Here is a 23,354-nt window from a genome sequence, read left to right on the forward strand (position 1 = left end):
GACTGCGGATCACGCAAGTGCGGCCCATTACCTCGTAAAACAAAGCCCACGGCACGCCGCGGGCTTTATTGGCAGTCAGTCAGGGCACGCCTTACTGAGGCGAAACTTCGGTTTTAGGTTTGCCGAAGTGCCACTCGTAGACCACAAATTTGAAGTCTTTGAGGTCGCCCTTGGCGTCGAAGCTCAGGTCGCCAGTCGGGGTCTTGAAGGTCCCGGTGTGGATGGCTTCGGCCACTTTGGCTGCGTCTTCGCTCTTGGCGGCAGTGATACCACCGGCGATGACTTCAACGGCGGAGTAGGAAGGGAACACGAACGGGCCGCTCGGGTCTTCTTTCTTGGCTTTGAACGCGTCAGCCAGGGCAACGTTCGCCGGGTCCTGGTCGAAGGACTTCGGCAGGGTCACCAGCAGGCCTTCGGAAGCGTCCTTGGCGATCTGCGAGATCGAGTCGTTGCCCACGCCTTCCGGCCCCATGAACTTGGCTTTCAGGCCTTTTTCCTGGGATTGACGCAGGATCAGGCCCAGCTCCGGGTGGTAGCCGCCGTAGTAGACGAAGTCGACGTTGGCTTGCTTGAGCTTGGAGATCATCGAGGAGAAATCTTTGTCGCCGGCGTTGATGCCTTCGAACACGGCAACCTTGACGCCTTTGCCTTCGAGGGTTTTCTTCACGGCAGTGGCGATGCCTTCGCCGTATTGCTGCTTGTCGTGCAATACCGCAACGATTTTCGGTTTCACGTGGTCGGCAATGTAGTTACCGGCGGCAGGGCCCTGGGCGCTGTCCAGACCGATGGTACGGAAGACCATCTTGTAACCACGGTTGGTGATGTCCGGGCTGGTGGCAGCCGGGGTGATCATGACCACGCCTTCGTCTTCGTAGATGTCGGACGCCGGTTGAGTGGAGCTGGAGCACAGGTGACCGACTACAAACTTGACGCCGTCGTTGACGACTTTGTTGGCTACTGCAACGGCTTGTTTCGGGTCGCACGCATCGTCGTATTCAACGGCTTCGAGCTTCTTGCCGTTGACGCCGCCCTTGGCGTTGATTTGTTCGATGGCCATTTTTGCGCCACTGAACTGCATGTCGCCGTATTGGGCTACAGGGCCGGTTTTAGGGCCGGTGATGCCGATCTTGATGGTGTCAGCTGCGAACGAATGGCTGGCAACTCCGGCCAGAACCATAGCGGCAAACAGTTTGGAAATCTGCTTAGTAGCCTTATTCATAGTGCTCCACTCTTGCTGTTGTAATTTTTATAGTTCTAGAAGCCAAGGCCACAGAACCGGATCGATATCTTGGATATCCCCCGGAAATGCCCCCGGCAACTGTACCGGTACAGTGTAGAGCGCCAATTGTTCGCTTGGAAAGCTGGCGCCTACGGGCAAAACCTGAGGGTGTCGCCTTATTGAAAGAAAAAGACAGAATTGCGGCGTGGGTTCAGCCCGATTCGGCGGCTATCCTTGGCTTTCCTGCAGTTCTCGATCAATCACACTTTTGCATCCGGGTTTTTCTGCCCGACCACCGACGTTATGATTGCGTCGATTTCATTTCTGGACAGGCCCATGACTCAAGAACCTAGCACCCTCTATGCCAAGCTGCTTGGTGAAACCGCATCTATTACCTGGAAGGAGCTGGAACCGTTCTTTGCCAAGGGTGCCCTATTGTGGGTCGACGCCGGCCTGGATTTGATCGAGGCGGCCGAAGCCGTTGCCCAGGATGAGGGCGAGAAAGTGGCAGCCTGGCTGGCTGCCGAGAAGCTGGGCAAGGTGTCTGAAACGCGGGCGCTGGATCTGGTAGAGCGCGATCCACAGCTCTGGGCGGTGGTGGTTTCACCGTGGATTCTGATCCAGGAAAGGGCGTCGGTTTGAGCGACCGCACCAACGTGGTGCTTGCTGCTCCCGTGCAAAAGTGTGTAGCCGAGTAGCGTGATGGCAGGTTGCCGTAGAGAAACGCCACAGGCCGGCCGGGGGGAAGGTGACGTAAACGTAACGGGAACAGTTTAGTAAGCAGCCGAACGGCTGCTTAATTGTTTCTGGATGTTGGAAAGTCTGATGCCGTCAGTGGCTTTCAGGGCCCCATCGCGGGCAAGCCCGCTCCCGCAGGTTTTGTTGTGTACACGATATCTGTGTTCACACGGACACTGTGGGAGCGGGCTTGCTCGCGAATGAAGCGACTCGGTCCTGGGTCAGACCGAGAAAGATTTGCCGGTGTGGTTATTGAGGGAAATAACCTTGGTCTTGCCGATGCGGTGACGGTAGATCTCGCGCAGGTACTTGATGGCCTTCTTCACGCAATCGCGGGACAGGCGGATGTCGTTGATCGACACGAACTTGTCCTTGTCGTTGATCAGCTCGCGGTACTTCTTCTCGTACATCGGCTTGATCGCGTACCAGTTGGTGTCGAGGATCTTGGCCGGGTTTTCGAACTCGTTGAGCAGGTCATCGATCAGGCCTTCGTCGAATTCCTCATGGATGATGAAGTCCAGGATCGAGTTGTCCAGGGTCTCGTCGAAGCGGTACGGGTTTTTCGCAAAGCAACGCTTGATGAAGGCCACGATCAACGTCAGGAAATCGTCCGACAGGCATGGGCTCTTGGCGATCAGGGTGGTCAGCGACAGGTTGGCCGACGCACCGATCACCAGCGCATAGCGCTTGAGCGTGGTGTTGGGGAACAGGCTGTTGAGGTGAGTCTTCAGCCGGTTCAGGTCCATGTAGGACAGCTTGTAGTCCTTGGGCAGGGACACGATCGAGACCACCGACGAGCAGTTCTTGAAGAAGTGCAGGTCGTGCAGTGCGGCGGCGTCGTAGCCCGAGTTCTTGTACTGTTCCAGCGATGCGCGATAGCGCTTGGACTCGATCGGCAACAGGCTGATGCCTTCAATGGCCTGGGTGACCTTGTTGAAGTGCGGCAAGTCGATGGAGCGGAAGAACAGGTCGTCGATGTTCAGGCGCTGTGGCTCTTTATCGAACACCTTGAATTTGTCGCTGGTCGGCGCCGGTTGTTCAGGCACTACGGATTCGGCGTAGGCAATCGCCACCGGGCCGGCGAGACTCATGAATAGGTCGTTGGCGTCCAGGCGAATGGTTTCGCCGATGTCGATGCCCGCACGACGGAAGTAGTTCTGGTCGTAGTCGGTGGTCACCGCCTGCGCGGTCAGAATGTTGAAGATCTGCTGCGAGATGTATTGGTTGGCGTGTTTTTCCATGGCATTGACGTCAATGTTCTGGATGTTGCCGTCATCGCTCTCTTCGGCATAACGCATGATGTCGTTGGAGATCAGCATCATGGCGTTCCATGGGCGGATACGGCCCATGACGCTGGCTTCGCTGCTGTCTTCATTGTCGAAGTTGTATGAGAAGTCCCATTCTTCCGACAGGTATTTGCACAGCAGGCGACCGGCGTTGATGTGCAGGGCTTCGGACATTTCGCTGCGGTGATCGGAAATGTTCGGCAGTACGCAAATGCCGCTGGTGAAGATCGGTTCGAAGACGAAGGAGTGGCCAGCCTTGCTGTCGTGTTCGTCCACCGGTTTGGTGTCGAATGTCTTGTTCATGTACGAGTACTGTTGCGCCAGGCCGAATTCCGAGGCCATGCCCGAACCCGTACCACCGCCGGCACTGAAGATCGAGAAGTACAGGCGCGACTGGTTGGCCTTGATGCCGCAACTGTCGATCAGGTACGAGTGGATCATTTTCCAGTCCGGGCTGGAGAACCGCTGGGTGTCCTTGTTCAGGATGATCTTGGCCAGGTACTGGCCGAGGATCGGCGCGTTACCGGCGCCACCGGCGTGGACTTCCGAGAGGTCCATGATCTTCATTTTGCTGTAGTCGCGCAGAAAGCCGCTTTTTTCGCCCTTGCGCGAGAAGCGGATACGCCCGGCGATGTCCTTGTCCAGGTCGCCGAGCATCACCAGCGGCTCTACCAGAAACACCGGTTTGGTGGCCTTGTTCGGCCCCAGGCGCAGGTTGGTGCGGATCCACTGCGCCGGGCTGTAGCCCTTGTCGGCGTAAGGTTTGTCTTCGTTGTTGAATTCGTTGAGGTAGAACTTGCGCGCGTTGTAGACCAGTTCGGCAACATCCAGCGCAATGTTCGAACCGCAGCGCCCCAGGCCGATCAGGCAAACCGACGGAAACTCCTGGTCGCGACGGATTTCGCTGTCGTCTTCCAGGTGCGGCGGACGCGGGAACACCATGTCACGCAGGCCATCGAGGTTGTCGAGGATGCGGTCGGTATTGGTCTCGGTGAAGTACAGGTATTGCTGGGTCGCAAGCGGGCGCGAGCTGGTCAATGGCTTCGAGGGTCTTTCCGAAAGAACGGTGGGCGTCAGATCGGATACTGCGTTGGCAGGGTTGTTTTTAGAAGTCATTGTGCGCCATGGCCTGGACTGGTGGGCTCGACAAAAGGATGTCATCGAGCCATCACGGGTGGGGTCTCGCGACTTTACAGTGCGATATTGGCCCCAGCGATAGGGTTAAACCTTAGTTTCGCTAGGGGGAATCCTTTCCTAGTCATGATGAATCGGCCAACATCCGGCGATCTTTAATCGAACGCAGGCAAGATGATGGCAACGTTGCCTTCTCTGGCGTTTGCCGACATTGGGCTGATGGGGCTGGCGATGTGCCGACGCCCGCTGGCGGCGGGCTATCAGCTGACGGTGCGGAACCGCAACCCGGCCACATGCGCGCCGTTGGTCGAGGCCGGGGCGCGACAACGGGCCACACCTGCCGAACTGTGGCAGCGCGTCGATCAGCGGATTGGCTGCACCGTTGATGCGCCTGCATGGTAGCCAGGGTTTTCTGGCAAAAGATCTTCCGACGTTAGTCCATCTGTACCGCGGGCCAGGCTTGGCGGATTGAGAGTGTGGGCGTGTTTACGCTGGTTGATTTCGTCCAGCACCGGGCGCAGTTCCGCCAGTGGCACCGGGCGGCTGAGCAAGTAGCCCTGAACGAAATCGCAGCCGTAGCGGTTGAGGAACTCGTACTGTTCGACGGTTTCGACGCCTTCGGTGACCACCTGCAAGTGCAGGGTATGAGCCATGACGATAATGGCCTGGACGATCTCCATGTCCTGGGTCGACTTGGGAATATCGAGGATGAACGAGCGGTCGATTTTCAGGGTGTTGAGCGGCAAGCGCTTGAGGTAGGCCAGAGAAGAATAGCCGGTGCCGAAATCGTCGATCGACAGTGAAACGCCGAGGGCGCGGATCTGGCGCAGCAGCACCAGGGTGTTGGCGATGTTGCCCATCAGCGCGTTTTCGGTGACTTCCAGTTCCAGGCGTTGCGGCGCGACGCCCGCGCTGCGCAAGGCACTTTCGATTTCATCGGCCAGCTCTTCACGGGCCAGGTTGAGCGGCGAGCAGTTCACCGCGATTTTCAGCGCTTCGCAGCCGTGGCGCGACAGTTCGCTCAAGTCCTGGCAGGCCTTGCGCAGCACCCAGTTGTCGAGTTCTGCGATCAAGCCGTTGGCTTCGGCAATCGCGATAAAACGGTCGGGCGCCAGCAGGCCATGCACCGGGTGTTGCCAGCGAATCAAGGCTTCAAGCTTGGTGACCTGGCCGGTTTTGAGGTCGTAGATCGGCTGGTAATAGAGCATCAACCCGGCGTTATCGCGTAAGGCGTTGCGTAACTCTTCCTCAAGCTGCAATTCAAGGGTGGCGCGGGTTTTCAGGTTGGAGCTGAAAAAGTGCAGGCCATTGCGGCCATTGCCCTTGGACTGATACAGCGCCAGGTCTGCGTTCTTGAGCAACTCTTCGCAGGTCTTGCCGTCGTCAGGGAAAATGCTGATGCCGATGCTGGTGGTCATCACCATTCGTCGTCCGGCCAGCTCGATAGGTTCTTTCATCTTCTGCATGATGCGTTGCGCCATGTGCCGCGCTTCGTCGCGGTCATGCAGGCCGATGAGGATGCAGAACTCGTCACCGCCGAAGCGTGCGACCACATCATCGTGACCGCGGGTCGACTGCTTGATGTGTGTCGCCAGGACTTTGAGCAGTTCATCGCCGGCATCATGGCCGAGGCTGTCGTTGATGCGCTTGAAGTGGTCGATGTCCAGAAACATCACCGCGAGCATGCCGCCCTGGGTGGTTTTTTCCATGAGCTTTTCGGCGAAGATCTGGTTGAAGCCACGGCGGTTGATCAGGTTGGTCAGGGCATCGTAATGAGCCACCTGTTGCAGCGACATCCGGGCCTGGTCCAGTTGGCTGAGCAGGGCGTTGACCCGTCGCAGGTCGTGCTCCTTGTTTTGCAACTTCTTGTCGGCCAGCGCGGCACTGATGCTGCTGCCGATAATCAGCAGCGTAATGACCGCGACGGTCAGGCCCAGTTGCATGGGGTTGTTTTCGGTGGGGGGAAGTTGTGGCAGGGCCCCGGTGGGCAGCACCAGGTGCAGTGACCACATACCCGTGAAGTGCATGCAGACGATGCCAGCCCCCAGCACCAGGCTGGCGGTGTATTTGAGCAACTGGTGGAACATCCCACTGCCATTGCGCAGGTGGTTGGACAGCAGCAATGCGGTGAAGCTGGCGACGATGGCAATCACAATCGATAAAACGAACAGCGACGGCTGGTAGTACGCCACCGCGTGACTGCGCATCGCGGCCATGCCCACGTAGTGCATGGTGGCAATGCCCAGGCCCATCCAGATCGAGGCCAGCACGTAACGGCCCAGGCGCAATTGCGGGTGGCTGAGGGTGTCCATCGCCAGAAACGAGGCAATCAGTGCAATCAGCAGAGAAAGCAGGGTGACGAGGAGGTCGTAGTGAATTTCGACCGGTGCCTGGAAGGCCAGCATGCCAATGAAGTGCATCGCCCAGATGCCGCCGGCCAGGCAACAGGCTCCGACCCAGCGCCAGCGCCGTTGCGCCGAGGGGTTCTCGACATGGCTGACGCGCTCGGCCATGTCCAGGGTGGCGAAACTGGCCACACAGGCCACCATGTATGCCAGCAGCACCAGAAAGGGGTTATGAGTGCAGTTGAGTACGATCTGCCCGCTATCCGGCAGCTCGGTAATAAAGTGCAAACCAAGCCACTCCATAGCATGCCCCGTTTCTGAGTCATCCTGCGCCCGCGCCATGAACGCTGGCGAATGGCATGAGTATAGAGGCCGTTCACAGACCGCAAGGAGTGCTGGCACCTTGATGCCGATGATTTCGAAATGAGCACTAGAGCCTTTTGAAATAAGGCGCGCGCAGCCCTTCGACAGGCAGGTGCCCGACTTACGAATCGTTACAGACAGTTGGGGTGGCGCTGACTAAATTGCTGATTCCGGGCTCGGATGCTGCGGCAGTGAAGCCCATATAACAATAAAAGAGACGGACCCATGCAGAACTCGACCCAAGCGGCGAATGCCTGGCGCATTCTGTTCCTGCTGTTCCTGGCCAACCTGTTCAACTTCTTCGACCGCACCATTCCCGCGATCATCATGGAGCCGATCCGCATGGAATGGCACCTGAGCGATTTCCAGATCGGCATCATCGGCACCGCATTCACCCTCGTTTACGCGATTGCCGGTTTACCGCTGGGACGTATGGCGGACACCGGTTCGCGCAGCAAACTGATGGGCTGGGGGCTGGCGACATGGAGCGGGCTGACGGCGGTCAACGGGCTGGTCGGCAGCTTCTGGGGGTTCCTGCTGGTGCGCATGGGGGTGGGCATTGGTGAGGCGAGCTATGCACCCGCGGCCAATTCGCTGATCGGCGATCTGTTCCCGGCCCATCGACGGGCGCGGGCCATGGGCATTTTTATGCTGGGTCTGCCGCTGGGGCTGCTGCTGGCGTTCTTCACCATCGGGGCGATGGTCAAGGCGTTCGACAGTTGGCGTGCGCCGTTCTTCATCGCCGCAGTGCCGGGGCTGTTGCTGGCGGTGTTCATGTTTTTCATCAAGGAGCCCAAGCGCGGCGCGGCGGAAGCCGTGCAGATCTCCCAGGAACCGGTCGACCGGCCGGTTCGCCGGGTGTTGGCGATCCCGACATTCCTCTGGCTGGTGCTGGCGGGGCTGTGCTTCAACTTCGCGTCGTATGCCTGTAACTCCTTCATGGTGCCGATGTTGCAGCGTTACTTCCTGCTGCCCTTGCAGGACGCCGCCGTGGCGACGGGGGTGATCGTGGGCGTGACCGGGTTGATCGGCTTGACGGCCGGCGGCTGGATTGCCGACAAACTCCATCAGCGCTTTGCCAACGGTCGGCTGTTGTTTGCGGGGGCCAGTCTGCTCATTTCGACCCTGTGTACGGCGTGGGCCTTGCACGCCGGGCGTGTCGAAATCGGTGTGTTCGTCGCGGCTTTCAGTGTCGGTTGGTTGTTTGCGTACAATTTCTATACGTGCGTCTACACGGCGATTCAGGACGTGATCGAGCCGCGTTTGCGGGCCACGGCGATGGCGTTGTTCTTTGCCGGCCTGTACTTGCTGGGCGGTGGTTTGGGGCCAGTGGTGGTCGGCGCGTTATCAGACCACTTTGCCCACACGGCGATGTATGCCGCGGGTGCCGAACAGATGACCGAGGCTTTTAAAGCGGTAGGTCTGCACGATGCGATGTACCTGATCCCGGTGGCGCTGTTGTTGACCATGGTGTTTCTGTTCCAGGCTTCGCGGTGTTTTGTCCGCGATGCCAAGCGGATGAAGGAAGGATTGATAACCGTGGTTGAACCGGGGATTGCTACAGCGACTACATGATCGCCATCGCGAGCAGGGGGATTGTGGTCGAACACTGATCTAGCATTCACTGGCGATCATTGTGGGAGCGAGCTTGCTCGCGATGGGGTAATCGTGAACGCCATAAAAACCAGCTAAACAAAAAAGGCCCGCATCGCTGCGGGCCTTTTGTTTTAACGGAGGTAGAGGGGGGATTAACCCGCCACCAACACCCGGATCGCTTCCAGTCGCAGTGCCGCTTTGTCGAGCATAGCCAGGCCTTGCTCGCGCTGCTGGCGCAGGGCAACCAGTTCGCTGTCGCGCACGGTCGGGTTGACCGCTTGCAGGGCGGTCAGGCGTGCCAGTTCTTCGTCGGTATCGGCGGCGAGGCGGCGTTGCGCTTCGGCCACGCGTTCGGCGTGGCGCGGGGTGATCTTCTGTTCACCGGCGTTGATACGCGGTGTCAGTTGATCACGCTGGGCCTGCACAAACTTGTTGGCGCTGGCGCGTGGCACGCTTTCGAGCTGATCGTTGAGGGTTTCGAACGACACCCGGCTCGACAGGTCGTTACCGTTGGTGTCCAGCAGGCAGCGCAGGGCGGCCGGTGGCAGGTAACGGCCCAGTTGCAGCGAACGCGGGGCAACCACTTCGCTGACGTAGAGCAGTTCCAGCAACACGGTGCCTGGCTTGAGGGCCTTGTTCTTGATCAGCGCGACGGCGGTGTTACCCATCGAACCGGACAGCACCAGGTCCATGCCACCCTGAACCATCGGGTGTTCCCAGGTGATGAACTGCATGTCTTCGCGAGACAGCGCCTGGTTGCGGTCGTACGTGATGGTCACGCCTTCGTCGTCGCCCAGCGGGAAGCTGGCGTCGAGCATTTTTTCGCTCGGCTTGAGGATCAGGGCGTTTTCCGAATGGTCTTCGCTGTCGATGCCGAACGCATCGAACAGGGTTTCCATGTAGATCGGCAGGGCGAACTGATCGTCTTGCTCAAGGATCGCCTCGACCAGCGCATCACCTTCGCCAGCGCCACCGGAATTGAGCTCCAGCAGGCGGTCGCGACCGCTGTGCAGCTCGGCTTCCAGGCCTTCGCGGGCGGTACGGGCTTCGTCGATCAGCGCTTGCCACTCGCCGTCGTCGGCGTTTTCCAGCAACGGCAGCAGGCGTGGGCCGAACTGGTGCTGCAAGGCGTTGCCGGTCGGGCAGGTGTTGAGGAACGCGTTCAGTGCTTCGTGATACCACTGGAACAAGCGCTCTTGCGGGCTGGTTTCCAGGTACGGCACATGCAGTTCGATGATGTGCTTCTGGCCGATCCGGTCCAGACGACCGATACGCTGTTCCAGCAGGTCCGGGTGCGACGGCAGGTCGAACAGCACCAAGTGGTGGGAGAACTGGAAGTTGCGACCTTCACTGCCGATTTCCGAGCAGATCAGCACTTGGGCGCCAAACTCTTCGTCCGCGAAGTAGGCGGCCGCGCGGTCACGCTCAAGGATGTTCATGCCTTCGTGGAACACCGTGGCCGGAATCCCGGAGCGCACGCGCAGGGCGTCTTCCAGGTCCATGGCGGTTTCGGCGTGGGCGCAGATCACCAGCACCTTGGTGCGCTTGAGCATTTTCAACTGGTCGATCAGCCACTCGACGCGAGGGTCGAAACGCCACCAGCGTTGTTCTTCATCTATATCCGGTTGCGCCTGGAAGCTGACTTCCGGGTACAGCTCGGCGTGTTCGCCCAGCGGTAACTCCAGGTATTCGTCAGGGCACGGCAGCGGGTAGGGGTGCAGTTTGCGCTCCGGGAAGCCTTGCACCGCCGCGCGGGTGTTGCGGAACAGCACGCGGCCAGTGCCGTGGCGGTCCAGCAGTTCACGCACCAGGCGGGCGCTGGCTTCGGCGTCGCCAGCGTTGACGGCGCTCAGCAGCGTTTCGCCTTCGTCACCGAGGAAACCCTGGATGGTTTTGTGGGCGGCCGGGGACAGGCGACCCTGGTCCATCAGCTCCTGAACGGCTTCGGCCACCGGGCGATAGTTTTCGCTCTCGGCGCGGAAGGCTTTCAGGTCATGGAAACGGTTTGGATCGAGCAGGCGCAGGCGCGCGAAGTGGCTGTCCTGGCCCAATTGCTCAGGTGTTGCGGTCAGCAGCAGGACGCCAGGAATGGTTTCTGCGAGTTGCTCGACCAGCGAGTACTCGGGGCTGACCTGATCTTCGTGCCACACCAGGTGGTGCGCTTCATCGACCACCATCAAGTCCCAACCGGCCGCAAACAGCGCGTCCTGGGCCTTTTCGTCTTCTACCAGCCATTCCAGGGCGACCAGCGCGAGCTGGGTGTCTTCGAACGGGTTGGTGGCATCGCTTTCGATGAAGCGTTCTTCGTCGAACAGCGCGACCTGCAGGTTGAAGCGACGACGCATCTCCACCAGCCACTGGTGCTGGAGGTTTTCCGGGACCAGGATCAGTACGCGGTTGGCGCGGCCCGACAGCAGTTGGCGATGGATCACCAGGCCGGCTTCGATGGTTTTACCCAGGGCCCCACTTCGTCCGCCAGCAGAACCCGTGGCGCGATACGGTCAGCGACTTCACGGGCAATGTGCAATTGGTGCGCGATTGGCTGTGCACGCACGCCACCCAGGCCCCAAAGCGAGGACTGCAACTGGCGGCTGGTGTGTTCCAGGGTGTGGTAACGCAGGGAGAACCAGGCCAATGGGTCGATCTGCCCGGCGAACAAACGGTCGCTGGCCAGACGGAACTGGATGAAGTTCGAGAGTTGGGTCTCGGGCAAGGTCACCGCTTCGTTCTGCGCGTTGAGCCCGTGGTAGACCAGCAGGCCGTCGACGTCGTCGACTTCGCGCACGGTCATTTTCCAGCCTTCGAAGTGAGTGATCATGTCACCCGGCGAAAACCTCACTCGCGTGAGGGGCGCATTCCGTAGCGCATACTGGCGAGTGTCGCCAGTGGCCGGATAGAGCACGGTCAGCAAGCGACCGTCCTGTGCCAGAACGGTGCCTAAACCCAGCTCGGCTTCGCTGTCACTAATCCAGCGTTGCCCCGGTTGATACTGCTGCGCCATGCTGCCTGACTCCCGCCTTGAAAAAGCCGACTATCTTAACGGAATGAGGCCTTCAGAGCCAAAGGACTCTCATAAAATCTACAGGTTTGACGTTAGCCCAACGGTGAGCTCATCGGGGCCGAGGCCACTTGAGAGTGTCAACCGGGTCACAAGTTTGCGACCGGTGGCTCAAGTCGTCACCCCCTCAGCCGACAGCCTGCTGACAGGAGACCCACACTATGCTGCCACCGATGCTCCCTTTGAGCGCCGTGCCGATCACATCCCAGCAGGATCCGATCCGCCAACGCCCGGATATTCCCCCGGTGGTGCCGGTAGAAGCCAGCTCCAATGAAAGCACGATCGACCTGCAAAAACGCGATGCCGAAGAGTCGGCCCTGCTGCTGCGTGAAGAACAGCGCCGCCAGCAAGAGCGCGACAAGCGCCGTCGTGAAGCCGAAGACGACCCGGAAGAACACCTGGCGGTGCCCGGCGATGAACTGAATGCGGACAACACCGTGCCGGTGGTGCCGTTGATGGAAGCACAGCCACGCCAGGGCCTGTGGGTGGATGTCGAGGTTTAGATGGGCCCGTGCCTCACATTTGGCAACCGTTCGCCGGGTCACGTCGATACCCGCACTGGTCAGCATCGATCCCTGACCGCATTATGATGGGCAAACCCTGAGCGGGCAGGGTGGCTGATGCCGACTTGCCACGCCTGTATTCGCCCCACGACGACGTACTTCATGCCATGAGCCAAGACGACAAGCTGATCGACCTCAACACCGAGCGCGCCAAGCGCGTGCACGACCTCAATGAAAAGCGCCTCAACGAAGTGCGCCAGGCTTTCGAGCAGGCCATGCCGCTTGGAAAAGCCAGGAAAAAACCGAAAAACAAACCGAAAAAGCGTTGAACCCCCCTGCGTCCGTTGATACAGGTCAGTTATTTTCCCTCCCTTACGCCCAGTCTCGGGCGGCATTGATCCCGGTCAATTTTCTCCTGCGTCCAATTGGGTAACTTAGCCCCATCGCAACAAGGCGAACGCAGGAGGCCAGTCATGTTTTTCGATAATGTGGTGATCGCCGGAGTGCTGACAGTCGGCCTCATGGTTCTGTTTTTCGCAGGATTTGGATTCTTCATCTGGAAAGACGCGAATAAGCGTAAAAAACCTTAGGTCTTTTCAGAAACACGAGCACGCAAGGCATTTTGGGCGACTTCGGTCGCCCTTTTTTTTGTGCGCGCTTTTCCTGCGGCGACCGATTAACCGTAGGAGCCGAGCTTGCTCGCGATAGCGGCCGGATAGCCGACCTGTTTTTTTCGTACACACCGCCCTCCTGTGGGAGCGAGCTTGCTCGCGATAGCGGTGGGCCAGTCGCCTTCAAGCTTGAATGTTAAATAGCCTTCGCGAGCAGGCTCCCACAGTGGGTTTTTGGTGCCTGGAAGCAAGCAATAAAAAAGGCGCGAACCTTACGGAACGCGCCTTTTTTGCTGCAGCGGTGTATCAGCTCGCGAGTGCCTTGGACGCCAGCCAGAACAGGCCGGCCGACAGGCCCACGGTTGCCGGCAGGGTCAGGACCCAGGCCAGCAGGATGGTTTTCACGGTGCCGCCTTGCAGGCCGCTTTTGTTGGCGACCATGGTCCCGGCCACGCCCGAAGACAGGACGTGGGTGGTCGACACCGGCAGGCTGAAGATGTTCGCCAGGCCGATCATGCACGCGGTGGTGATCTGCGCCGACATGCCCTGAGCGTAGGTCATGCCCTGCTTGCCGATCTTCTCGCCGATGGTCAGCACCACACGTTTCCAGCCCACCATGGTGCCCAGGCCCAAGGCCAGGGCAACTGCCAGAATCACCCAGAACGGCGCGTATTCAGTGGTGGCGGTCAGGTCTTTGCGCAGCTTGTCCAGGTCCGCCTTTTCACGCGGCGCGAGGCCAGGCAACTTGCCGACTTTCTTCGCGGTGTCGTCCAGGCAGAGCAGGTAACGACGCACTTCGATGCGGTTGTCCGACGACAGCGAATGGTAGTCCGATACGCCTTTGAGAGTGCCCAACAGTGCCTTTATGGTCGGCTCGGTCTGTTGCGGATTGCAGCGGAATTTCTCCGGCAAGTCGTCTTCGACACTTTTACCCAAGGCAAGGAACTCGCCCAGGGTCTCGTTATTGCGCTGATAGAACTGGCTCAGGTGCAAGGTCGCATCGCGAGTACGTTCGATCTGATAGGTGGTGCTGTTCAGGTCGAGCACGAACTGCGCCGGCACAATACCAATCAACACCAGCATGATCAGGCCGATGCCTTTCTGGCCATCGTTGGAGCCGTGAACAAAGCTCACCGCCATCGCCGAGATCACCAGAACCAGACGGTTCCAGAACGGCGGGTGCTTTTTGTCATCAAGCTTGCGGCGCTGGTCCGGGGTCTTGTGCATCTTGGACAGTGGACGCCACCATTTAAGGCCAATCAACACCAACGCTGCCACGAGGAAACCGGCCATTGGCGAGAACACCAGGGAGGCACCGATATCGATCGCTTTCTGCCAGTTCACACCATCGGCCAACGGAATATCGTTGATCAGGGCATTCGCCAGGCCTACACCGAGGATCGAACCGATCAGGGTGTGCGAGCTCGACGCCGGGATACCGAAGTACCAAGTGCCCAGGTTCCAGGTGATTGCCGCGGCGAGCAGCGAGAACACCATGGCCAACCCGTGGCCGGTGTTCACGTTGATCAGCAGCTCTACCGGCAGCAGGTGGACGATGGCATACGCCACGCCAACGCCGCCCAGCAACACGCCGAGGAAGTTGAACACACCGGAAAAGAACACGGCCAGATGAGGCGGCATGGCTTTGGTGTAGATAACAGTGGCAACCGCGTTAGCGGTGTCATGAAAGCCGTTGATGAACTCGAAGGCGAGGACAAAGGCCAGGGCGAGCAAGAGGCTCACAAGCACCCAAGCATCCAGTCCGCTGAATAAATCGATCATGAAGGTTTTCTGACCCGGTCATAAGGGGGCGCGATTATGCCAGAAAAGACTGGTAATCGATGCACTAGCTGCTCATCGGTAACATTCTTCAACGATTTAGTTTGGAGTAACACCCAAAGCCCCAGGATGGCGCTTGGTTTTACAACTCATTGATTTTGCTGGAGGTCTGCCCGTAGGGCGCGTACCTGGCGGTGTCAGCGGAGGCCTGAAACCGGCGTGCGAAATATCTGAAAGCAGGGCCAGTCATAAGCCAGATGCCTCATCCGTTCGGGTTGAGGTGGCAGCCGCCCGCTCATGGCGGGCGCGATATGGAGCAGTGATCCAGTCAGCGTGTTGCCAACAGGATACCGGCCCTTGGAACTCAAGCCGCGGCGATCATGGCTCTTCGGCTTTGAGTTCCTTTTCCATCTTTTGCAGTTCCTGGGTAAAAGCCTGATCGAGAATGCTGGCGCGTTTACGCCACGGTTTGCGTTCCGGTTCGGGCTGAGCGGCGTAGGTGGTGACTTCCCCGCCGTAAACATCCTTGTAACGTTGTTCCTGGCGCTCAAGTTCCGCGCGCAGTTCGTCTTTCGTCACAGTGCTACCTAATTGAGTTGAGATAAATTCTGGTGATACACACTGCAACAAGCGTGTTCACCGCGCCGACAAGACACTTGCCCGTGTTGCGGTATACAGCGTCCTTGTTGCAGGTGGCCACGGCACCAGAGAAGAGCAGTCGACGTAGCATCAGTTATAGTTTGGCGAGCGCATCTAAAGCGTCATGAAATGGGCGCCAGGCGCTTGCCACAGGAAGCATCGATGGACCGTCGTGCTGCCTGAGTGATTGGATCCGATAGTCATGAAAAACGTGACCCTCACTGAGGTGCATTATAGCGGCCGATCCGAATAAGACTATCTCGAAGAAGTTAAATGTGGTTCACGTTGTGTGATCGTTTTGTTACACCCAAATTTTTCCCGCGCTGACACTCTTCACGCAGACCGTTTCTGTCGGTCTTTGCGATGCCACTAAGGCACACACATTAAATGGACAAGGCGCGAATAAAAGGAAGAGTAAGCAAACTTGCTGTTCCTGATAATGAAGGAAAAATACCAAACGGGTCGAAAGGGAAACCGGTTAACGGCCCAAGGCTAGTGCGGGGCACTGTAGGGCGATGGTCAATTGAATGCGAATACCGGTCGACGGTTCGATAATCGCTCAATCCTCACGGTCGGTCGCGTGTGCAGCCATTGCGCAGCCGCTTGTAACAACCGCCGATCTCTGTGGGAAAGGGCCTGACGCGTCCGGCCAAGTGCTGGCGGCCCTGAATGTCAGCATCCACGCCGGACGAGTCCGTCGGGGCGAGCTGGAAAAGCGTTTTTTGCCCGTCGTGCTGAGTGCCAGCCGTGACCTTGAGTACCCAGTTATTTGCGTAAGCCATTCGATAATCGCACAAAGTTGCATTTATGGAATTGACGCTGTTTCCCTTGCCTCATTAATGTCGCGGCAGCGTTAGCCGAGCTGCTCATGATCTGACAGCGTTCGGCTGGTACCCCCAGTCATCATGAAGAGACCAGTCCCCATGCCGATGCTCTGCACCTGCAGCTGTCCCGTGTGACGGCGTTGCGGACCCTGGACCAACTGATCCGGGCACGATCTCTTTTATGACATGGCGGGTACTTGCCAGCCTCTGTTTGTCTGCGTTTATTGCATGGAATAAAAAAATGAACCAGCCTCAATCCGCTGTGGGGAATTGCCTTGATGTGCAGTCCTTCATCAATGACCAACCACTGTCACGCTACCAATGGCGAGTGGTGATCCTGTGTTTTCTGATTGTTTTCCTTGATGGTCTGGACACGGCGGCCATGGGGTTCATCGCGCCGGCCCTTGTCCCTGGACTGGGGCATAGAACGCGCCAGCCTGGGCCCGGTGATGAGTGCCGCGCTGATCGGCATGGTGTTCGGTGCTCTGGGTTCAGGGCCGTTGGCCGACCGCTTCGGGCGAAAAGTCGTACTGGTGGGCGCCGTGCTGTTGTTCGGTGCGTTCAGCCTGGCTTCGGCGTACAGCACCAATGTCGACCAATTACTGGTGCTGCGTTTCCTCACCGGCCTGGGCCTGGGCGCCGGCATGCCGAACGCCACCACGTTGCTGTCCGAATACACCCCGGAGCGCCACAAGTCGCTGTTGGTGACCAGCATGTTTTGCGGCTTCAACCTGGGCATGGCCGGTGGTGGTTTCATTTCGGCCACGCTGATCCCGGCGTTCGGCTGGCACAGCCTGTTGCTGATCGGCGGGGTTCTGCCGTTGATCCTCGCGGTGGTGTTGTTGTTTTGGCTGCCGGAGTCGGCGCGGTATCTGGTGGTGCGCAATCGGGGCACGGACAAGGTGCGTCAGGTGTTAGCGCCGATTGACCCGATCACGGTCGCCCGGGCGTCGAGCTTCAGTGTGCCGGAGCAGAAAACCGTCAAGGCCCGTAATGTGTTCGCAGTGATCTTCTGCGGGACCTACAGCACCGGCACACTGTTGTTGTGGCTCACTTACTTCATGGGCCTGGTGATCGTGTACCTGCTGACCAGTTGGTTGCCGACGCTGATGCGTGACAGTGGCGCGAGCATGGAGCAGGCCGCGTTCATTGGCGCGCTGTTCCAGTTCGGAGGGGTGTTGAGTGCGGTCGCCGTGGGCTGGGCGATGGATCGGTTCAATCCGCACAAAGTGATCGGCATTTTCTATCTGTTGGCCGGGGTGTTTGCCTACGCGGTGGGGCAGAGCCTGGGGAACATGACGTTGTTGGCGACCCTGGTGCTGGTCGCCGGGATGTGCGTCAACGGTGCGCAATCGGCGATGCCCTCCCTGGCGGCGCGTTTTTACCCGACCCAGGCCCGCGCCACCGGGGTTTCGTGGATGTTGGGGATGGGCCGTTTCGGCGCAATTCTCGGCGCGTGGATGGGCGCCACGTTGCTGGGTCTTGGCTGGAACTTCGAGCAGGTGCTCACAGCACTGGTGATTCCGGCGGCCCTGGCCACCACGGCCGTGCTGATCAAGGGCATGGTCAGTCATGCGGATGCGACCTGAAGCCAGGCTTCAGATTGCCTGGCGATTTCAGGGGCCTCAATGCGAGTCGCTGTCCCAGATCCAGTTCCACACGCCAGGCAACCGGACCGGTTGGGAGGCATCGCGAACAGTGCGGGCCATGGCGGCGGTCAGCAGGGCTGATTGATCGTCGTAAAACGGTTTGGCGGCGGTGGTCAGGCCTGTCTCGCGTGCGCTGTCGAGCAGGATTTGCAGGTATTCCTGCATGTGCCGGGCGGTGTAGCGATTGAGGTCGTGAAAGGTCACGACGATGGGAATCACGTTATCCACTGTCGGCAGTTCTCCTGCGACGATACGTTCGCGTACTTCGGACAGTTGCCGCACCAGGTTGGAACGCCGGCGGGGGCTGGCCGTGATTCCCCACACCTTGCCGTCATTGGCGCTCAGGTCGGTCAGCAATACGTGCAAGCCATGTTGCTGATACGCCGCGAAGGTGCGTTTGTCGTAGTTCCAGAAGGGTGGGCGCACCAATACCGGTGCACTGCCGGTGATCGAGGCAATGTCTGCGCTGCCTTGGGTGAGTGACCGTTCAAGTTCTTCGGGGGACAGCGAGCGGTGGTTGGTGTGCCACGGCGTGGCGGTGTGGAAGCCCAGCAGATGGCCCGCCGCGTTTTCGCGCTGCATGGTTTTGCGGCCTCGTTCGCTGCCGCCGGCCCCGCGGCGCTTGGGTCTGCACGAAGAACACCGCCTTGATGCCCGGTTGCATCGGGTTGCTGGCCAGCACAGCAAGAATTGCCCGCGTTGGATTGGCATACCCGGACGCGCTCGGCCCGTCGTCGAAGGTCAGCAGAAAGCGGATCGGCGGCGATGAGCGCAGCAGATTGACAGTGTGCGGCGTCAGGGGAATCGGCGGGCCGATACAGCCACTAAGGCTGACCGTCAGCGTGAGGGCCAATAAAAAAGCGGCGATCAGTTTCATCTGTTTGACGTGGCCCACGACTGCTCAGGATGGGCGCAGGCGTGCGGCGCGTGGTCATTGACCACACCGCACGTCCATTGCTCCCGGGGATATGTCCATAGGAACGTTGCGCCGGTAAACGGTTCAGGGAGCAGCGGGTTATTCGTCGGATCGGCACCGGCTGATCGGGTAACGGATGATCAGGGGATTTTCGTCAAACCTCTTGCTATTGGCCTTTGCAGGTGCGGCGGATCGGTCGGGGTATTCAATGCGATGAACGGAGTGACAGGGGATTAACCAACACTGATCAGGTATCGATTCAATCGCCGGTACAGGCGCATTTCCAATTAAAACGCGAAGTTATCGGGGGCGATGCAGGTGTGCCTGATGGGTGTTCTATTTATGACGTTTACAATTAATTGTTTATTGTTTGCAGGAAGTGTTTATTACGTTGGTGCACGAGCTCTCTTTCAGGTTTAACGGTTGTGAAAGGTCTATCAATTATTATGGATTTAATTTAAGAATCGGCATTATCGATTATCGTGAAACGGTTTAAGGGAAGCCTTTGCTATGGCTGGAAAAGCAAAGAGGCGTTGCTATATTCAACACTCTCAGGGCGGGCAAGGAACGCTTCATGTCACGTCAGGGGTTTTGTTTTCGTCATGCCGAAATAACAAGGAGAAGTGCGATGAGTGCTAATGGTAATAGAGTCAATCAGGAACGCTTGGCTTCGGTTCTCGGACGTGCGGTGCTGGATGAGAAATTTGCCAGCGACCTTCATAAAGATCCGGCCGGCACTGCTAAAGGTATTGGTGTGCATTTAAGCACTGACGAGATTGCGGCGGTTAAAGGTCTCGATGCTGCAAAACTGACGGCGGCTTCTTCCGGTATTCGAAGCAACCTGGGTATTCGCGCGGTGTTTGATACACAGAACCAGCAGCAACAGGCACGTATGGACTAAGGGTCGGTGATGCCGTTTGGCGTACCACGGAAGGCGGGTTGATTTCTGCGGTGCGTCGAATGGCCCGGTTCAGTGCCATGACGCACAGTGGTCGATCACGGAGTGAATGACGGATGTCTGTCACCTTGGCTCCAATGGATAACGCGGACTTTGTTGCGTTCGCCCCAAGAGCCGTTGCCGAGTATGGCGACGGCATGGTGACGGCGGGCGAATGGGCGCAGGAGGAGGCCTCGCAAAAGGCCCGGAATGTCTTTGAACAATTACTGCCGCAAGGGCGATTGACCGAAAACAATCAACTCTGGGTGATCAAGGATCAAACGCACCGTGTGGGTGAGTTGTGGGTCGCGCAGCGACACGTTGCTGCCAGGAAGATCGCCTTCATTCTGGATATTTACATTGACCCCGAGGCGCGTCGCCAGGGGTATGCCAAACAGTCCTTGCTGGCCGTCGAGTCATGGGCGCGGCAGTCAGGGTGCGAGGAAGTACGGTTGCATGTCTTTGGTCGCAACGGTGCGGCTCGTCGTCTTTATGAACAATCAGGTTATGGGGTCGCCAGTCTGACGATGGCGAAGCCGTTGCCGCCAACCTAAGGGAAGGTTGAGAACATGGATATCGGGAGCAGTGGTCAGCGTGAGCTTACCGTCGACGAGTTGTTTCAGGGCACGACCTTTCTGCCGGATTCGGAGCCCTCACGATTTGAAGCATTGCTGGAGCGAGTCAGTCGAAATCGCTACACGTGCTTTGCTGCGCTGTACACCGAACTTTTTCAAATGTTTAAAGACGCCCCGCATTTGGCGGAGTTCTTTGAACAGGCCTTTAACCTTATTGTGCCGCCGACTCGTGAACAGCGTTTGATTATCAATGATCCGGTATTTCAAATATGGAACCTGTTGGCGTCCCATCATGCGAACCAGGTGATAACGAACAAGGCTACGAATACTAAAGAGCTGGAAAAAATGCTCGTCGAGTTTCCAGAGATGTTGGCGCGTGTGAAAACTCCAGACACGGCGCGGCTGAATGAGTATTGCCCGCCGGTGTATCGGTTCAATGTCGACCCGCTGTTGGCGATAGCCGCGCCTCCCAGTTATGAGTTTCCGAAAGATGAGGCCACCCGCAAACAGTTGGAGCGAAACGGTTATTCCGTGAATTTCTTTTGCGATGTCATGAATATTGCCTTGTTGCGAATAGAACATAGCTGGCCGGCCTGCCATGAGCAGTTCAGACGGCTGGTCAAGTCGGTGTGTTATTTGCCCGATGGTTCATTTCGCAGCTGTTCGGCTTCGCGCTTCACCGGGATCATTCTGTTATCGAGCCGGGATGATTCGATACTCGATATGGAAGAGTCACTGGTGCATGAGGCCACTCATCAACTGCTCTATCACATTGTCGAAGTGTGCCCGGTGATTAACGAAGACGCCTCGCGTGAGGCGATCTGCACTTTGCCGTGGTCGGGGCAGAAACGTGATGTGTATGGCTATTTCCATGCGTTTTTCGTGTATGTCGCCTTGGTCAAGTACCTGGGGCGGGTTCGCTCGCGCTCGTCCCGCGAACTGCAACGGGCGCAAAACCGTCTGGTGTTCATCCTGCAAGGCTTGATCAAGGCGTTGCCGGACTTTGAGGGCAGCACGGATTTCACGCCTCAGGGGCGCCAGCTTCTGGAAAACCTGATCAAGGAGGTCAGGGTTCTGGAAAGCCAGTACGCCGGGCTGTTGGCGATATCGGGGAGGGCGACTGGGCCGGAGCGCTTGCTGGGTTTGACCGCTTGAGCCTGGGAGGCGGGCATGACGATGTTTGATGCTGCGCAGTTTCCCGAGGCGGGCGTCGGGTTGGAATACCATTTACCCGCCCATAGCCCTCAGGCTGTCCTTTCGCAGGAGGGGCTCGACCCGACGGTCGAGCGGATTCTGGCGGAGGGGTTGCCGCACTTCGATTACGTCGAGTTCCAGCCGACCCACTGCATTCTGGAGCCGCGCCTGCTTGAACTCGGCGCTCAGGTCCCGAGTTTGCTGCATTCGTCCAGTTTGTCCCTGGGCAGCGTGGGGATTGCGATGGACCGCGAGTTCCTGAACATGACGCGGCGCCTGTGTGACAAAACCCGTTCGCCCTGGCTGGCCGAGCATATTTCCTGGTCGCGGTTTCACGGTGGCGACACCCAGCACTTCATTTTGCCGACCCTGGCCCAGGAGGTGGCTGACACGGTGGTGGCCAATGCCCTCGAACTGCGTGAGTTCAGTGCGACCTTGCTGGTGCTGGAGAACGCACCGCGCCTGTTTTCATTGCACGATGCCCAGGAGCAGTCCGAAGGCGAGTTCATCTCACGGGTGGTGGAGCGCAGCGGTTCGGGTTTTCTGCTGGACCTCGACAGTGCGATCACGACCGCCAGGACTCAGGGGTACGACCTGAACGACTATTTGCGTTCATTGCCGTTGGATCGATTGATTGAAATTCACACTGCAGACCCGCAGCGGGATTGGGACATCCTGCGTCAGTTGTGCGACTCATCGCCGGTGAAAGCCATCACCCTGGAGTGGGATATTTCTCGCAAGAGCGAGGACGCAACGCTGTTGGCGTTGATCAGGGCGATCAAATCCCTGCGGCCTCACGCCTTGTTCTGGCAGGGTGCTGACCGGCAGGTACGGCCAACGCCGACCGAGCAGGGCGCACAGACACTGTTGAAGCTCAGGGAAAGCACCTGGATCAGTGTTGGCTCGGCCTCGTTTTTTATCCGTGATCAACAGCATGACCTGAGCCTGGAATTTTGCGTGGCGCTGTTGCCGTTGCTGCGCCACTTCCTGACGCCCCAGACGCTGGGCAGTGCCTTGTTGCTGCCGGGGGTTTTGCAGAGCCCCGAACAGGATGACAACCTGGCGTTCCTGCGGGAACTGGTCCACCACGGTGTCCTGCTGCCCCATCCATCGGACGCTGCCACCGGCGAGGCGTGTACCCCCCCGGTCAACCTTTGGGCTCATTGGGATGCGGCACTGGCGTTTTACCTGAGTACCCGGACCGGGTCGCACACGCCTTACATCAGCGTCAGTGACCTGGAAACGGAGCTGGAGCAAAAGGCCACGGCGCGACGTCAGCCGTCGGCGTTCAAGGATTATTTCTCCCATCCGTTCGTGGCCCTGGAAAACCCGCTGTTGCTGGCTTCCAGCGCGATGGCTCAATCGACGTTGCTCGATTCGTTGTGCAATCGCCGCACGTCGCGAACTTTCAGTGAGCAGCCGTTGAGTTCGCAGCAGTTGTCGGCGTTGCTTTACTACACCTGGGGCGCGACCGTCATGGAACAGAACCGCATGGGGGATTATTTCCTGAAGAAGACCTCGGCGGCCGGAGGCTCGCTGCACGGCACCGAGGTCTATGCGGTGTTGATGAATGTGCAAGGTCTGGAACGCGGTGTTTACCACTATTCGGTACGCCGCCATGGGCTTGAGCTGCTTGCCCGGGAAGACCCGCACACCTGGATCTGTGAGGCCTGTGGCGAGCAGGCATGGATCAAAGGGGCGGCGGCGGTGTTTGTGTCCACGGCGCGGGTCGAACGAATGGCCTGGAAGTACGAGTTCAGCCGGGCGCTGCGGGTGGCGTTGATGGATGCCGGGCATGTGAGTCAGACTTTTTCGCTGGTGGCCACTGCCCTGGGCCTCGGCAGCTTCACCACGGCGGCCTTGCGCGACGAAGTGTTCGAAAACCGCCTGGGCCTCAACTACCTGGAGGAGCCGGTGTTTTTGGTCAATGGGGTGGGAGGTTGATAGCGGTGTGCGGGTTTTCCCGAGGCAACAAAAAGCCCACCAAA

At 58.7% G+C, this 23,354-nt stretch carries 14 protein-coding genes and 5 pseudogenes; 12 read left to right on the forward strand and 7 right to left on the reverse strand.

The window, feature by feature from the left end; all coding sequences use genetic code 11:
- Positions 1-91 precede the first annotated feature (91 nt).
- Entirely contained in the window at positions 92-1,219 is a 1,128-nt protein-coding gene (locus tag AABM54_RS06730; protein ID WP_347904510.1) for a branched-chain amino acid ABC transporter substrate-binding protein, read from the reverse strand.
- Positions 1,220-1,555: 336 nt separating this feature from the next.
- On the opposite strand from AABM54_RS06730, the gene AABM54_RS06735 reads away from it, so the two are divergent.
- Positions 1,556-1,861: a DUF2288 domain-containing protein gene (locus tag AABM54_RS06735; RefSeq protein WP_347904511.1), complete on the forward strand. Its 306-nt coding sequence runs from the start codon at positions 1,556-1,558 to the stop codon at positions 1,859-1,861.
- Positions 1,862-2,178: 317 nt separating this feature from the next.
- Here AABM54_RS06735 and AABM54_RS06740 read toward each other — a convergent pair whose 3' ends face one another.
- Positions 2,179-4,359: a hypothetical protein gene (locus AABM54_RS06740; RefSeq protein ID WP_347904512.1), complete on the reverse strand. Its 2,181-nt coding sequence runs from the start codon at positions 4,357-4,359 to the stop codon at positions 2,179-2,181.
- Positions 4,360-4,551: 192 nt separating this feature from the next.
- Here AABM54_RS06740 and AABM54_RS06745 point away from each other — a divergent pair.
- A pseudogene (locus AABM54_RS06745) lies at positions 4,552-4,725 on the forward strand (NAD(P)-binding domain-containing protein); the annotation flags it as partial.
- 14 nt (positions 4,726-4,739) lie between these two features.
- On the opposite strand, the gene AABM54_RS06750 reads toward AABM54_RS06745, so the two are convergent.
- Complete coding sequence (locus AABM54_RS06750; protein WP_347904513.1) at positions 4,740-7,025, reverse strand: bifunctional diguanylate cyclase/phosphodiesterase; 2,286 nt, start codon at positions 7,023-7,025, stop codon at positions 4,740-4,742.
- A gap of 285 nt (positions 7,026-7,310) precedes the next feature.
- Between AABM54_RS06750 and AABM54_RS06755 the strand changes: the two genes are divergently transcribed.
- Positions 7,311-8,660, forward strand: a complete 1,350-nt coding sequence (locus AABM54_RS06755) for an MFS transporter (RefSeq protein ID WP_347904514.1) — start codon at positions 7,311-7,313, stop codon at positions 8,658-8,660.
- Between the two features lie 173 nt (positions 8,661-8,833).
- Here AABM54_RS06755 and rapA read toward each other — a convergent pair.
- A pseudogene (rapA, locus tag AABM54_RS06760) lies at positions 8,834-11,682 on the reverse strand (RNA polymerase-associated protein RapA).
- Between the two features lie 218 nt (positions 11,683-11,900).
- Between rapA and AABM54_RS06765 the strand changes: the two are divergent.
- From AABM54_RS06765 to ccoM, 3 genes are all read left to right on the forward strand, one after another.
- Positions 11,901-12,242 (forward strand): aspartate-semialdehyde dehydrogenase, encoded by a 342-nt coding sequence (locus AABM54_RS06765; RefSeq protein WP_347904515.1) that lies wholly within the window; start codon positions 11,901-11,903, stop codon positions 12,240-12,242.
- Positions 12,243-12,352: 110 nt separating this feature from the next.
- Positions 12,353-12,571 (forward strand): hypothetical protein, encoded by a 219-nt coding sequence (locus AABM54_RS06770; RefSeq protein ID WP_347906313.1) that lies wholly within the window; start codon positions 12,353-12,355, stop codon positions 12,569-12,571.
- Positions 12,572-12,715: 144 nt separating this feature from the next.
- Positions 12,716-12,832 (forward strand): cytochrome c oxidase subunit CcoM, encoded by a 117-nt coding sequence (ccoM, locus tag AABM54_RS06775; protein ID WP_015634423.1) that lies wholly within the window; start codon positions 12,716-12,718, stop codon positions 12,830-12,832.
- A 327-nt stretch (positions 12,833-13,159) separates the two neighbouring features.
- Here the strand turns inward: ccoM and AABM54_RS06780 are convergent, their stop codons facing one another.
- Positions 13,160-14,635 (reverse strand): inorganic phosphate transporter, encoded by a 1,476-nt coding sequence (locus tag AABM54_RS06780; RefSeq protein ID WP_347904516.1) that lies wholly within the window; start codon positions 14,633-14,635, stop codon positions 13,160-13,162.
- Between the two features lie 375 nt (positions 14,636-15,010).
- Positions 15,011-15,211: a hypothetical protein gene (locus AABM54_RS06785; protein ID WP_347904517.1), complete on the reverse strand. Its 201-nt coding sequence runs from the start codon at positions 15,209-15,211 to the stop codon at positions 15,011-15,013.
- Between the two features lie 698 nt (positions 15,212-15,909).
- Between AABM54_RS06785 and AABM54_RS06790 the strand changes: the two are divergent.
- Positions 15,910-16,026 (forward strand): annotated as a pseudogene (locus AABM54_RS06790) (IclR family transcriptional regulator); the annotation flags it as partial.
- A gap of 310 nt (positions 16,027-16,336) precedes the next feature.
- A pseudogene (locus AABM54_RS06795) lies at positions 16,337-17,684 on the forward strand (MFS transporter).
- A gap of 36 nt (positions 17,685-17,720) precedes the next feature.
- On the opposite strand, the pseudogene AABM54_RS06800 reads toward AABM54_RS06795, so the two are convergent.
- Positions 17,721-18,621: pseudogene (locus AABM54_RS06800) on the reverse strand (polysaccharide deacetylase family protein).
- 667 nt (positions 18,622-19,288) lie between these two features.
- On the opposite strand from AABM54_RS06800, the gene AABM54_RS06805 reads away from it, so the two are divergent.
- The 4 genes from AABM54_RS06805 (at position 19,289) to AABM54_RS06820 (ending at position 23,310) form a co-directional block, all read left to right on the forward strand.
- Positions 19,289-19,561, forward strand: coding sequence for an Os1348 family RiPP precursor (locus tag AABM54_RS06805; protein WP_347904518.1), 273 nt, complete (start codon positions 19,289-19,291; stop codon positions 19,559-19,561).
- A 113-nt stretch (positions 19,562-19,674) separates the two neighbouring features.
- On the forward strand, positions 19,675-20,151 hold the full coding sequence (locus AABM54_RS06810; protein ID WP_347904519.1) for a GNAT family N-acetyltransferase: 477 nt from the start codon (positions 19,675-19,677) through the stop codon (positions 20,149-20,151).
- A 15-nt stretch (positions 20,152-20,166) separates the two neighbouring features.
- Positions 20,167-21,327: an HEXXH motif-containing putative peptide modification protein gene (locus AABM54_RS06815; RefSeq protein WP_347904520.1), complete on the forward strand. Its 1,161-nt coding sequence runs from the start codon at positions 20,167-20,169 to the stop codon at positions 21,325-21,327.
- Between the two features lie 15 nt (positions 21,328-21,342).
- Positions 21,343-23,310: a DUF692 family multinuclear iron-containing protein gene (locus tag AABM54_RS06820; RefSeq protein WP_347904521.1), complete on the forward strand. Its 1,968-nt coding sequence runs from the start codon at positions 21,343-21,345 to the stop codon at positions 23,308-23,310.
- Positions 23,311-23,354: the final 44 nt, after the last annotated feature.

Origin of the sequence: Pseudomonas purpurea (assembly GCF_039908635.1) — a bacterium.
GTDB lineage: Bacteria > Pseudomonadota > Gammaproteobacteria > Pseudomonadales > Pseudomonadaceae > Aquipseudomonas > Aquipseudomonas purpurea.

Bases quoted from the DNA above. Each gene is read 5' to 3' on its own strand.
- AABM54_RS06730 (WP_347904510.1), bottom strand. From the start codon at position 1,219: ATGAATAAGGCTACTAAGCAGATTTCCAAACTGTTTGCCGCTATGGTT.
- AABM54_RS06735 (WP_347904511.1), top strand. From the start codon at position 1,556: ATGACTCAAGAACCTAGCACCCTCTATGCCAAGCTGCTTGGTGAAACC.
- AABM54_RS06740 (WP_347904512.1), bottom strand. From the start codon at position 4,359: ATGACTTCTAAAAACAACCCTGCCAACGCAGTATCCGATCTGACGCCC.
- AABM54_RS06750 (WP_347904513.1), bottom strand. From the start codon at position 7,025: ATGGAGTGGCTTGGTTTGCACTTTATTACCGAGCTGCCGGATAGCGGG.
- AABM54_RS06755 (WP_347904514.1), top strand. From the start codon at position 7,311: ATGCAGAACTCGACCCAAGCGGCGAATGCCTGGCGCATTCTGTTCCTG.
- AABM54_RS06765 (WP_347904515.1), top strand. From the start codon at position 11,901: ATGCTGCCACCGATGCTCCCTTTGAGCGCCGTGCCGATCACATCCCAG.
- ccoM (WP_015634423.1), top strand. From the start codon at position 12,716: ATGTTTTTCGATAATGTGGTGATCGCCGGAGTGCTGACAGTCGGCCTC.
- AABM54_RS06780 (WP_347904516.1), bottom strand. From the start codon at position 14,635: ATGATCGATTTATTCAGCGGACTGGATGCTTGGGTGCTTGTGAGCCTC.
- AABM54_RS06805 (WP_347904518.1), top strand. From the start codon at position 19,289: ATGAGTGCTAATGGTAATAGAGTCAATCAGGAACGCTTGGCTTCGGTT.
- AABM54_RS06810 (WP_347904519.1), top strand. From the start codon at position 19,675: ATGTCTGTCACCTTGGCTCCAATGGATAACGCGGACTTTGTTGCGTTC.
- AABM54_RS06815 (WP_347904520.1), top strand. From the start codon at position 20,167: ATGGATATCGGGAGCAGTGGTCAGCGTGAGCTTACCGTCGACGAGTTG.
- AABM54_RS06820 (WP_347904521.1), top strand. From the start codon at position 21,343: ATGACGATGTTTGATGCTGCGCAGTTTCCCGAGGCGGGCGTCGGGTTG.